Raw genomic sequence first — 12,258 nt, 5'->3', positions numbered from 1 at the left:
ACTGGCAACTGCAAATCGTCCAGCTGGAGTGTTGACTGGACGGTCTTCCACGGCGCAGAACCCGTTGGAGTTCCGCTAGATATTACAAAAAAGCTTGGTTATCACCATCCCGGTGGTGCGGAGATCCGCGAACGATTTGACTACTGCACCACGTAGTTGCTGAAAGGACTCGCTTGGGTGGCAGGGGATGGCAACTTGTCGGCGAATGAGCTGGGCTCCGGCCCGGACCAGTTCGGGAGGTGTGTGAACGTTAGATGCATTTGGGCGCTGTTGGCCAACAACTGTGCCGAGACAGCCAACATATGGAATGGCCTTGATTTCGGCCACCACTTGATTGTCCCTGCAAGGAAGAGCTGAATGCAGCTCACCAGCGCCCAGCAATGGCGCCAAGAACAATATGAGCGTCTGTGGCCGGAGACCAGCAGGTGCTCCATTCCGATAGTCCACGCCGTTCGCGAACTGGGCATGATATTTAAGTCTAGTGAGGACGCAAACCCTAAAAATACTCGCTGCCGCAGCCACTGTACATCGAGTATTTTCGTTCGATCTAGCGTTCCATCGCCTTGGCGTAGATGCCCTCATACTGGGAAACGAACGTCTCTCGCCCGCAATGGTCCACGCAAATGGCCCGGATCGTAGCAGGATCGTAGGAGTGGAAGTTTTCCTTCATGCGAACCATCGTCTGGCCCAGCTCTTCAGTATTGTCGATGCCGGATAGCATGCCGTTGGCCTCGACTATTGCGTTTTTCCCCGCCCAGGTTGCTGTTGAAATCAGCGGCAGGCCGCAGGCCATGGCCTCCCAGAGAACAGTGCCGAACGCCTCAGCAACACTTGGTAGGACAAAGACGTGGGACGAGCTGAATTCGGCAACGATGTTTTCCCGTGCGATAGCGCCCACAAAGTCGACCTTGTCGGCGACGCCCTGTTGTGCGGCTAGAGCCATCAAACCGGATTTGTGAACGGAATCCCCTGCGATTCTCAATCGTACATTTTCCAGGTCGCGGAATTGATCAGCAAAAGCTCCAATCAACCTGTCCACCCGTTTGCCGGGGTCGAGATGTGAGACATGACCGAATATGAAGGGGCCGTCCGGGGCAGTGCGTGTGGGAATGTTCTGGAATTGGGGGCTCAGGAGCCCAGGTACGTACTCCCACTTGTCCTGACCAAGCCCATAGGCCCCATTGAGCTCCGGCACAAACCCCCGAGCCACCGCCACCAAGGACGAAGCAGCAGTTGCAGCCCGGCGCCCATGGACTCCGTTCCATTTTTCCTTGAGCCTGTCCATGGACGAGGGCCTGTGTTCGGTGACTATGAAAGGTATCCCGAACTCATCCGAGAGTGCATGGGCCACCACCCCGCCAGGGAACATAGCATGGGCATGAAGGACATCAGGCTTGCCGTTTTCGCGAATATACCGGGTCAGCAGCGTCCGCCATGCATGCAGGATGACGCGTTCATTGCCGCCGGGAACCTTGGGAAATGGCAACACTTTATCCAGACGGTAAGTGTTGATGCCAACCTCAACACTGTGGCGAATTCCAGCTGACTTTCCCCGGATTTGGGACGGGGAATATATCGGAATGCCCTTGACACTGATGACGCCGACCGTGTGTCCGGCATGGACGAGTGCCTGGGCTTGCTCGATGAAGAAACTGCCGGAGAAGTCAGTCGGGTCAGCTGGATACCAGGAAGGTACAAATAGTACGTGCATTTTCTAAAGTGCCCTTTTCTGTTGGCGCCGGTCCGTGACATTCTACGCGGGGACGCGGAACCCTTTTGCTCGTATCTGCCACACCACTGCAAGTGAGAGAATTACCGTATGTCTTTTGTGTCTCCCATCCTCACGCGCCGCCAGTGGCGCTCTCATTCCGTCTCCGATTCGACCACACTCTGGGTGGTGGGCGATGAACGCTGTGACGATCAGCTTGTCCGGATCTTGGCCCTCAAAGGTGGGCCCGTGGAGGGGCTTCGCACGGTTACGGGCCACTACGCGGCACTGGTACTCACCGATGACGAGGTGACTCTCATCGAGGATCCCATCCGCAGCTTCCCGCTGTTTTACTCGGTCGACGGCGGTGTCGTGGCAGTTTCCGATGATGCCTTGGCACTTGGACGTACAGGAGCTAATTACGCGGCCGACTACGACTCCCGCATTGAGTTCCGTCATTCAGCCTACGCAGCAGGCCGCAACACGCTCTACGCGGGGGTTGCCCAGGTTCAGGCCGGGGAACTGGTCTCGATCAGCCGTTCGGGGGACGTCACCAGTATCTTCCACCGCCGGCTGGAATACTCCGGCCTGCACATCACCGAGACAGCTGCCGTGGACAAGCACTTCACGGCCGCGCTCGACGCGACCATGTCGAGACTGTTGGCCCAGGCCAACGGTCGCCAATTGGTGGTCCCTCTCAGCGGCGGACTGGATTCACGGCTGCTCAGCGTCTACCTCAAGGACGCCGGCTACGAGAACGTCGTGAACTTCACCTACGGCACGGGCAGGACGTCTGAGGTGCTCATCAGCGAAAAAGTGGCCGCGGCGCTGGGGCAAAAGTGGTTGTTCTGCCCTTACGTGGAAGAAGAGATCCGAAGCAACTGGAACACCGTCGAAACGGCAGATTTCATCAAGTTCACCCACGCAGGGGCTTCCCTTTCCCACGTCCAGGACTGGTTTGCAGTCCGCTGGCTCAAGGAGCAGGGGCTGGTCGACGACGATGCCATCTTCCTGCCGGGCCACACCATTGTGGGAAACATGCATGACGAGGAAATTCTGGATGACGCCAGCGTTTCCCGAGAACAAATCAAGGATCTCATCCTGCACCACCATTACACCCTGCAACCGGACAATGGCGCCGCCTATAAGAATGCCCGGCTACTCAAGACTATCGACGCTTTCCTAGACGAAATTGGCTACGACGGCTCGATTGAATCCCGCCTGACCGCGTTGGAGTACTGGAACGTTCGTGAACGCCAGACGAAGTACATCAACAACTCGGTGCGAAATTACGAGTTCTTTGGCTACGACTGGGCGTTGCCCATGCTGGACCGTGAGATCTACCTTGCCTGGGGCGACTTGCACCCCAACATCACACGCAACCGTGACTGGTATGAAGGTTATGTCAACCGCCGCTATGCCGCGGCCACAGGCCAGGAATTGCTCACTTTTGCCCCAACCAACGTTTCCAAGGGCAAGCGTGAAGCGGTCAAGGCTGTCCTGCGCAAAGTGGGGCTGCTCAGCCTGGCCGAGCGCACGATCACAGCCAGGGCCGTGCAAAATCATCCTATGGGCTTCAACTGGTTCGTTAACGGAATGAGCGCAGCCCAGCTCTACAAATTCACGCGCAGTGGCGGCAACCTGCTGGGAGCCTATGCCGATGAATTCCTGACAGATACTTGGAACAGCCAGTGCCGTATCTTCACGGCTGGCGACACGCCCGGCGGCGATTGAGGGCGTCCGAGCCATAACCATTGCGAAATAATGGCGGCTGAATCCTCCAGCCACCATACTCCCTCGAGTGCCCCTGCCCCAAGGTTCCTCTCGACGGCTCACTTTGCCCATCTTTCCGCATTGCTAGAATTGGTCATGCCTACGGCAAACCACGTAGCACATTTGGGCAGGTGCCCGTAGGAGATCTCCAGACTTTATGACATGGCTTCAAATTTTCCCAACGTTGGTCTCAGCGATGTTGATAGTTTTCCTGCCGGGCGCAATACTGGCCCGTTGCCTCGGCGCCAGAGGAATGACATGGCTAGGCGTTTCTGCACCCTTATCTGTCACGCTCATTGGCGTTGGCGCAATTACCGCTCAAATGGCCCATGTCCGCTGGTCCCTTCTGGCTCTTGTGCTGGTGACAGCCCTTGCAGCACTCGCAGGGTTGGGGATCCGGTACTGGCTGGTCATACGCAAATCTGATGCCGACAGGCCGTTGTGGAATCTGCCCGCCCGCCCAATGGTTGGCGCGCTTTTGCTGGGGATAGGTTTCGGCGCCACAGTTGTGGCGTGGCGATTTACCCGTATGTTCATTGCCCCTGAAAACATTTCCCAGTCATATGACAACGTCTTCCATTTGAGCGCACTTCGCCTAATCCTCGACTCCGGCAACGGTTCATCGCGTTTTCTGGGCAGCCTCCAAGCCAACGGCCCAGCATCCTTCTATCCAGCGGCCTGGCACGACCTAGTAGCACTTGTTATCCAGACAAGCAACGCTTCCATCCCTGTCGGCATCAACAGCGTCAACATAGTGATCGGCGCCTTAGTTTGGACTGTCTCAGGAATGTATCTGGCAACAAGGATTGCAGGTGTTCGCCCTTCAGTGGTGCTGGTGTCAGGTGCCCTCACAGGAGCTTTTGGTGCTTTCCCCTACCTGCTGGTCGATTTTGGTGTCCTGTATCCAAACTATTTGGCCATTGCCATATTGCCAGCAGTGGTCGCACTGGGGTCGGACGCACTTGGCCTGTCATTCGGTTCCCGACCCCATCCTTGGCTGGCATGGATCCTCTTGGCAGTGGCCACTCCCGGCCTCGCACTGGCGCACCCAAGCGTATTCTTGGCGCTGGCTGCCTACGCTATTCCCTTGCTGTTGTTTTGGCTGGTCAAGCAATGCAGCCGTAAATACAGGCAAGAAATAGGCTGGGCCCAGTACATTGGCTCAGTTGTAGTCGTCTTGGTGTATCTGCCCCTTTTGCACACAGTTTGGGGAGAGCTGCGGCCCAGCGAGGCGGCATCTTTCTGGCCACCCACGCAAACCATCGCCCAAGCACTCGGTGAAGCCCTCACTTCGGCACCCCTGCGCCACCCAATTTCCTGGGTAATCCTTGGCCTTACAGTCGTTGGTCTGTTGGCAATCACCAAAGATCGAAAGAAGGTGTGGTTCCTGGGTATTTTTACGGTTGGGATCATGTTTTACGTTGTGGCCTCCGGCTTCGCAGAAGAGGAACTCCGCTCCTTTATCACAGGGGTCTTCTACAACGACAGCTTCCGGCTAGCGGCGATGCTGCCCGTCGCAGCGTTGCCGCTGACGGTACTCGGAGCTGTATGGCTGTTTGATTCACTCAGCGACCGAATCCCGAACAGCCTGAGGGAATCACGGGTGGGCTGGATCGGGATTCTGACATTCGGCACGCTGGCTGCTCTGGCTTTGGGCGTTGCTGCCCAAGATAACTCCGTAGACGCAGCTCAGGAGAGCGGATCCCGCACGTACAGTCTTACCCCGAACTCCCCGCTTCTATCAACAGATGAAGCCAAACTTATTTCCCGCTCTGACGACACGATCCCCGCCGGTGCCACAGTTATTGGCAACCCCGCCACGGGCGCATCATTGGTCTACGCCCTCGCAAATAGAAACGTCATCCTTCCAGCTGTCAGCAGTCCGCGAAGCGACGATGACAAGACAGTGACTGAAATGCTGGGACAAATAATGAGCAACCCTGCTGTTTGCGAGTCTGTAGAACGGCTCAATGCGTTCTATGTTCTGGACTTTGGGTTGAAGGCCATCAATAAAATGGTGATACCGTTCCCGACTTCGGAAGAGTTGGCTGCCAACCCAGGCCTGACCCTGATAGATCAAGAAGGACAGGCCAGGCTCTACAGAATTGACGCCTGCAACTAGGCTGGCATCCGCACCCGAGTTTCAGCGGCCCCTGTATGCCGAATCGAGAGGAGGGGCGGGTTTCCAGCCCCTCCTCTCACACCACCTTGCGTGCGGGCCTCGCATACGGCGGTTCGCAAGTTCGTTGAAAACGATCCCATGCATCGCGAAAGAGAATGAGGCCACCATCTGCCCAGTATTCATTGGGCAATGTCCGTGTCAGGATGGGTGATCCCGCAATACGCCAGTAAGCGCGACTGCTACGCACAGAAAGGGGCACTCCCGGATTCACCGGTCCCTCCTAACATTCTCTGTCCCACCACGCTCGTGGGTTGGCTGCGATCCACATGTGAACACGTGAAATATCGCTTCAAAACATCAATTCGCAGCGTTCAGCCCTTCCCTAACACCAACAAAATTCCGGTAGGTACTATGGCCTCGGCTGACTTCTGCCCCATCAGTAACGACCCTTAAAGCCGGACACCGCTCCACCCCGGGCTGAAGGATGACGCGCTGGAACAGACCTCCCCAGGTAAGAACATATACTTTCCCTCTGCCGCCGCCGCGTTTACACACTGCCCGTTTCGGTGGAACGGGCTTCACCATCTGTTGCTGACTTACCCAAACCAGCATGCCTTGTATACGGTTTGTGTCCCTCGGTGCAGGGTTTTGCCTCCGGCTTCCTTCCCACCCCACCTCACGGTGACGCCGTTGCCATCGACTAGAAGGTAAACCACCTTCTCCTTCAGAGGACTTTCACCTCCAAGCAAATGCCCATGCTGGGCCCACATCCGGAATGTCAAGAGTTACGCTTTGTAGCCTTGCGGGTTGTTGAACTGCCAACGCCAGTGGTCTTCACACATCTGCGCCAAGTTCCGGCGGGCCGACCAGCCTAGGTCTGCCAAGGCAGCCGACGGGTCGGCGTAGCTCACTGCTGCATCGCCAGGACGGCGGGCGGCAAACTCGAACGGGATGGGCCTGCCCGCAGCGTCACCGAAGGCTTGAATGACCTCGAGCACCGATGAGCCGTTGCCGGTTCCCAAGTTCCAGCGGAAAACACCTGCATGGGTTGGCAGGTAGTCGAGTGCAGCCAAGTGCCCGGCAGCCAGGTCCATGACGTGGATGTAGTCGCGCACGCCGGTGCCATCGGGAGTCGGGTAGTCGTTGCCGAACACCATGACCTTCTCCCGGCGCCCCACGGCAACCTGCGCCACGAACGGCAGCAGATTGTTCGGGATGCCGCGGGGGTCTTCCCCAATGCGTCCGGACGGGTGGGCGCCCACGGGGTTGAAGTAGCGCAGCAGTGCTACCCTCCACGTGGAATCGGCGGCACCCAGGTCGGACAGGATATCCTCGATCTGCTCCTTGGTCCGTCCATAGGGGTTTGTCGCGTCGAGCGGCATCTTCTCGATGAGCGGGACTTCCTCACTGGCACCGTATACCGTGGCGGAGGAACTGAACACCAAGGTGCGGACACTGTGCTTATCCATGGAAGCCAGCAGGTTCAGCGTCCCAACGATGTTGTTCTGGTAGTACCGAAGGGGCTCCGCTACCGACTCCCCCACAGCCTTCAGACCGGCAAAGTGAATGACGGAATCGAAACCCGAACTTGCGAACAAGGAGTCCACACCCGAGGCATCCAACAAGTCGAGTTCAACAAACTCAGCACGCTTGCCAGTCAGTTCCTCAACTCTACGCAGGGACTCAACTGAGGAGTTTGCGAGATTGTCCAGCACAACAACGCTGTGACCGGCTTCCAGTAGACAGAGAACTGTGTGTGAACCTATATATCCGGCGCCGCCGGTAACCAATACCTTCATACCCTCCAGCCTATCTGCATGTCCAACTCCCCAGTAATTCGAGTGAATCCATCCGACACCTTGAAGCTACCGGAGCGCTCCTTGATTGACCCCCGCACGGAACGGCGAAATCTTCATTCCGGTTCCTGGGTAGAACCAAAGACTGCCGTTACTGTTTATCCCGACCAAATCGTTCTTCCCGTCCAGGTTAGTGTCGCCGACACCAAGAACTGTGCCGTAGGCGTTCCATCCTGAACTGCCGATCCTGGCCGGGGTCCGCAACCCGGTGCCCGATGTAAAGGTTCCTGTCCCGGCCCTGAACCACAACGCCCCTGCGCCGTCGACGGAGAGCAGATCGTTCCGCCCGTCACTGTTGAAATCCTTTGAACCAATGAACTTCGAGGCGGCAACCCAGTCTTGGACCCCCAGGTTTTTGGCGGCGGCGAATCCGTTGTTGACGCTCGAGACGGACCCGATCCCGGCGTAGAACCACAGCGACCCATCAGCGCGGGCGGCCATGAGGTCCGCCCTGCCGTCGGCGTTCATGTCCCCAACAGCAACAACGTCCTTGAATGAGTTCCAGTATGTGCCGATTTTGAGCGCGGGTGCATAGCCGGAACTGTTGGCCGAGATCCTGCCACTGCCCGCGTAGAACCAAAGGGTACCGTCTGGACGAATCGCCAGTAGATCTGGCTTCGAGTCGCCATTGAGGTCGCCGGCGCCAATGACCGTCACATATGTGTTCCAGCTGTTGCCCACGGCAATTCGTGCCTTGTATCCCCCGACATGGTTACCCGGATACTGCCACAGCGAACCGTCGTAGGTAATGGCCAGGAGGTCCGGCACCCCGTCGGAATCCAGGTCTCCGGCAGCCAGCACCTGCTTGAAGGCGCTCCAGCCGGATCCGCCTTTTTGCTGCCCGGCCGCGTACCCGTTGTCTCGCATGCCGGTCCCGGCATAAAAGTACATAACGCCGTCGGGCCGAATTCCAACAATATCGGGCTTTCCGTCGCCGTCGAGATCCCCCGCGCCGAGAACGTCGCGGAACTGGTTCCAGCCCGATGTACCAATCTTCTCTGCGGCGGCAAAGACATTAACGGACGGTGCCTTTTCGCCGGTACCGGCGTAGAACCACAGCGTGCCATCGGGTCGTGAGGCCACAACGTCGGGCACGCCGTCGGAGTTGAGATCGCCAACTCCGGAAATCGTTGTGAAACTGTCCCAGCCAGAGCTACCAATCCTGCTTGGAGTGCCGAAGGCGCTCCCCGCGGAGTTTATGGTTCCTAGGCCGGGAATGAGCCACAGTGTGCCATCCGGCCTAGTGGCGATCAGGTCATTCTTTTTATCCGAATTCACATCACCCACGGCAACGATGCTGGAGTACTGGTTCCAGTTGTTCGTGCCCACAACTCGACCGGGAGCGTATCCACTGGTGCCGCTGCCAACGACTCCAGTCCCGGCGTAAAACCACATGGAACCGTCGGACCTGACGCCCAGCAGGTCGTTGCGCCCATCACCATTTACGTCGCGTGAGCCAATGATTTTTGTGTAGACATTCCATCCGGTGCCGATGGCTACCCCGGAGGCGAACTTGCCATTCCCTGATCCGGCACGGAACATCAGCGCCCCATCAGTCTGGATCGAGACCGCATCATTCCTGCCGTCACCGTTGATGTCCCCAACATCGGTTGTGATGGCCGAGGTGCTGGCACGGTCGCTTTGGATTGCGAAGGATTTCAGTTGCGCCAGCGAGCCTTTCCACACATTGGAGTCGCCAGCGAAGGGTCCCCTGTCGGTAAACTGCCAAATCTTGTAGTCCGGCCAGCCGGCGGGCAATGGTTCGGGTCCCCGAGTGTTGTAGGCGGCAATATGTAGCCCGTTGGCAGCGAATGCGGAGCTGTTTCCAGTGCACGTTGTCCACCAGTCGCTGGTGCTGTAGATCATTGGGACTCTGCCAGTTCGTGCCAGTACCCGGTCCGAGAACGCCCGGATCCAGGAGACCATCTGGCTGGCCGACATGCTGAAACAGGAGTTCCCCAACACTGCATAGGGATTGTACTCCACATCCAACAGGGGTGGTAGCGTCCAGCCATCGGGTGACCACCCTCCCCCGTTATTGACAAAGAAGTCGGCCTGGGCTGCTCCCGAGGAAACACTTGGCAAGGCAAAATGGTATGCGCCCCTGACCATACTGACATTGCGCGAACCCGTGTACTGGCTGCTGAAGAATTTACTCGTCATGTCAATGCCTTCGCTGGCCTTGACATAGGCAAATTTTGCCCCCTTGGCTGCCTCTGACTGCCAATCAACGTAGGGCTGGTACCCGCTGACATCCATGCCCAGAACACCAAACCCGGGCACCCACGCTCCGGCCGCCTGCGACAGCGTCTCCGCATAAGCCCGGGCCATGCCGTCTCTGCCAGCGCTCATGCCCATGTGCGCACCGTTTTGACCCTGGGCGTCCTTCAGGCTTTTTGCTGCCGCCGGCGTTGGTGGCAGCGTGTCCTGACTGCCGCTGGGTGCTTTAACGGGACCTGGAGTTTCAGGCCCCGCAGCGGGTTCGGGCGTCGTTGTTGGAGTCGTTGTTGGAGTCGCAAGAAGTGACGGCTGAGCCGAGGCCGTATGTTGAGCGCTGGGTTCGGGCGTCGTTGTCGGAGACGCAAGAAGTGACGGCCGAGCCGTGGCGGTTTGTTGGGTGCTAGGCACGGGCATTTCTGTCGCAAACGCACCTGGCAGCCCCAACCCGGCCAAACCGATCACCGTGACCATGGAAATAGTAGCCCGGGCAAAGATACGGACAGGCCTACGCAGAGATGAGGTTCTCATTCGAGCAAGACAACTTTCATGATTCGGCCTCATTCTTCGAAAGAGGCAAGCTTTCAGTATCCACTGAAACGATTCGGGTAGTGAGCATTCCTACGACACAGAGGATTCTAACCCTACTATTTCCGGCCCCATCCAAGTCAGTGTGTTGAAAATCCTTCAGACGTGTTGCTCAGTCACCTGAACGTCCCGCCGCAGCCAAAGGAATGACCGCTCCCGTTGCATTCGCACCTTCTCTTCCTACTAAACTTAGGCCCATGCGAATTCTTAGTGTTGTCGGTGCCCGTCCCCAGTTTGTGAAGCTTGCCCCCATCGCCCAAGCGATGGAAGGTTCAGCGGAACACCTGATCGCCCACACCGGGCAGCACTACGACGAGCTCATGAGCGATGTCTTCTTCAGGGACCTTGGCATCCCGGCACCTGACTTCAACCTCGGTGTCGGTTCAGGGAAGCACGGTGCCCAGACTGGCGCCATGCTGGCAGGTCTGGAAGAAATCATTGAGACGTCGGCCCCGGATTGTGTTCTCGTGTACGGCGACACCAATTCAACGCTGGCTGCCGCCGTCGCAGCAACCAAACTTCATGTCCCCGTGGCCCACCTTGAGGCAGGGCTGCGCTCCTTCAACCGCCGCATGCCCGAAGAGCACAACCGCGTGCTCACCGACCACAGTGCCGACCTGCTGCTGGCACCCACCCAGGTGGCCATGGACCACTTGGCCACCGAAGGCCTTGGCAAGCGTTCAGTGTTGGTTGGCGACGTCATGACTGATGTTCTTTACAAGGTTCGCGAATCACTGGTCGGGAGCGGTGCGGCACTGCCTGCCGGCTTGAGCAAGGGGTCGTACTATGTAAGCACCATCCACCGGCCAGACAACACGGACTCCCCGGAACGATTGCAGGCAATTATCTCCGAGTTGGCCAGCCTGGACAAGCCGGTCCTGCTCCTTGCACATCCCCGCTTGCGCAGTCTCGCTGAAAAGCATGGAATTGATCTGGACCAAGGAGCCATCGTGCTCAGTGAACCCCTCGCGTACCCGCAGCTGATCAACGCTGCAATGTACTCCGCCGGTGTGGTCACTGATTCCGGTGGATTGCAGAAGGAAGCATTCCTTTTGCGCGTGCCATGCACCACCATTCGGCCGGAAACCGAATGGGTTGAAACGGTTGACCTTGGCTGGAACGTGCTCGTGAGTGCCGAGCTGTCGGTGTTGGCGGCAACCGTCCAACGCCCCACCCCCGCACCCACCGACGCAACCCCCTACGGTGACGGCCACGCTGCAAAGCGCGCAGTTGCAGCACTGCTCAGTGCTTTCGGTTCCTGATGTCACATGCCCGGCCCCGCAGCAGCATGCTGCCCACACCTCTATTCATGGGATACTGAAACAGTGAGTCGAACTTGGATTGTTATCCCGATGTACAACGAGGCAACTGTCGTCGGCGACGTAATTAAGGGCCTCCTGCCGGTTTTCCCCCATGTCGTCTGTATTGACGACGGCAGCAGTGACGGGTCCCAGAACGTAGCCCGGGAGGCTGGTGCCCTAGTGGTCCAGCACCCGGTCAACCTTGGTCAGGGTGCCGCATTGCAGACCGGTATTGAATATGCCCTGCGCGACCCTGCAACCACTGAGATCGTCACCTTCGACGCCGATGGCCAGCATCGCGTCGAGGACGCATTGGCCATGGTGGCCCGGATTCGCTCCGGTGAGGCCGAGGTGGTGCTTGGCTCGCGATTCCTGGATGATCGCACCCAAGTGTCCAAGATGAAACGGCTGGTCCTGCGCGTGGCGGCCGTGCAGTCCCGCTGGTCAACAGGCATGGCACTCACTGACGCCCACAACGGACTCCGGGTTTTCGGTGTCGGCACAGCAGCAAGGATCGACCTCAAGCAAAATCGTATGGCACACGCCTCCGAGTTGATTCACCAGTTGGCTGAGATCAAGCCACGCTGGGTTGAGCACCCTGTGGAGATCATTTACACCGACTATTCCAAGGCCAAAGGCCAGTCGCTGCTCAACTCCGTCAACATCGTCGCAGATCTATTCTTTAGGTAGAAC

8 protein-coding genes are annotated in these 12,258 nt (G+C 58.1%); 4 read left to right on the top strand and 4 right to left on the bottom strand.

Features of this window, described 5'->3' with window-relative positions; genetic code table 11:
- Nucleotides 1–364 precede the first annotated feature (364 nt).
- Nucleotides 365–472 carry a hypothetical protein gene (locus CXQ93_RS21340; RefSeq protein WP_146073182.1) on the bottom strand — a complete coding sequence of 36 codons (108 nt, stop codon included), beginning with the start codon at nt 470–472 and terminating at the stop codon, nt 365–367.
- Between the two features lie 75 nt (nt 473–547).
- On the bottom strand, nt 548–1,711 hold the full coding sequence (locus CXQ93_RS04790) for a glycosyltransferase (RefSeq protein WP_104109349.1): 1,164 nt from the start codon (nt 1,709–1,711) through the stop codon (nt 548–550).
- 108 nt (nt 1,712–1,819) lie between these two features.
- On the opposite strand from CXQ93_RS04790, the gene CXQ93_RS04785 reads away from it, so the two are divergent.
- Both CXQ93_RS04785 and CXQ93_RS04780 read left to right on the top strand, forming a co-directional pair.
- Nucleotides 1,820–3,442 (top strand): hypothetical protein, encoded by a 1,623-nt coding sequence (locus CXQ93_RS04785; RefSeq protein ID WP_104109348.1) that lies wholly within the window; start codon nt 1,820–1,822, stop codon nt 3,440–3,442.
- Nucleotides 3,443–3,638: 196 nt separating this feature from the next.
- A complete protein-coding gene (locus CXQ93_RS04780) occupies nt 3,639–5,603 on the top strand; it encodes a DUF6541 family protein (protein ID WP_104109347.1) in 1,965 nt (654 codons plus the stop codon).
- Between the two features lie 785 nt (nt 5,604–6,388).
- Here the strand turns inward: CXQ93_RS04780 and galE are convergent.
- Complete coding sequence (galE, locus tag CXQ93_RS04770; protein ID WP_104109345.1) at nt 6,389–7,402, bottom strand: UDP-glucose 4-epimerase GalE; 1,014 nt, start codon at nt 7,400–7,402, stop codon at nt 6,389–6,391.
- Between the two features lie 66 nt (nt 7,403–7,468).
- Complete coding sequence (locus tag CXQ93_RS04765) at nt 7,469–9,811, bottom strand: GH25 family lysozyme (RefSeq protein WP_258068601.1); 2,343 nt, start codon at nt 9,809–9,811, stop codon at nt 7,469–7,471.
- Nucleotides 9,812–10,461: 650 nt separating this feature from the next.
- On the opposite strand from CXQ93_RS04765, the gene wecB reads away from it, so the two are divergent.
- Nucleotides 10,462–11,526 carry a non-hydrolyzing UDP-N-acetylglucosamine 2-epimerase gene (gene wecB, locus CXQ93_RS04760; protein ID WP_104109343.1) on the top strand — a complete coding sequence of 355 codons (1,065 nt, stop codon included), beginning with the start codon at nt 10,462–10,464 and terminating at the stop codon, nt 11,524–11,526.
- Nucleotides 11,527–11,589: 63 nt separating this feature from the next.
- Nucleotides 11,590–12,255, top strand: a complete 666-nt coding sequence (locus tag CXQ93_RS04755; RefSeq protein ID WP_258068600.1) for a glycosyltransferase family 2 protein — start codon at nt 11,590–11,592, stop codon at nt 12,253–12,255.
- Nucleotides 12,256–12,258 lie beyond the last annotated feature (3 nt).

This window comes from Arthrobacter sp. N199823 (genome assembly GCF_002929705.1).
Taxonomy (GTDB): Bacteria; Actinomycetota; Actinomycetes; order Actinomycetales; family Micrococcaceae; genus Specibacter.
This window is presented reverse-complemented; position numbering and strand designations above follow the sequence as displayed.

Bases quoted from the DNA above. Each gene is read 5' to 3' on its own strand.
- wecB (WP_104109343.1), top strand. From the start codon at position 10,462: ATGCGAATTCTTAGTGTTGTCGGTGCCCGTCCCCAGTTTGTGAAGCTT.
- galE (WP_104109345.1), bottom strand. From the start codon at position 7,402: ATGAAGGTATTGGTTACCGGCGGCGCCGGATATATAGGTTCACACACA.
- CXQ93_RS04765 (WP_258068601.1), bottom strand. From the start codon at position 9,811: ATGAGCGCTGGCAGAGACGGCATGGCCCGGGCTTATGCGGAGACGCTG.
- CXQ93_RS04790 (WP_104109349.1), bottom strand. From the start codon at position 1,711: ATGCACGTACTATTTGTACCTTCCTGGTATCCAGCTGACCCGACTGAC.
- CXQ93_RS04785 (WP_104109348.1), top strand. From the start codon at position 1,820: ATGTCTTTTGTGTCTCCCATCCTCACGCGCCGCCAGTGGCGCTCTCAT.
- CXQ93_RS04780 (WP_104109347.1), top strand. From the start codon at position 3,639: ATGACATGGCTTCAAATTTTCCCAACGTTGGTCTCAGCGATGTTGATA.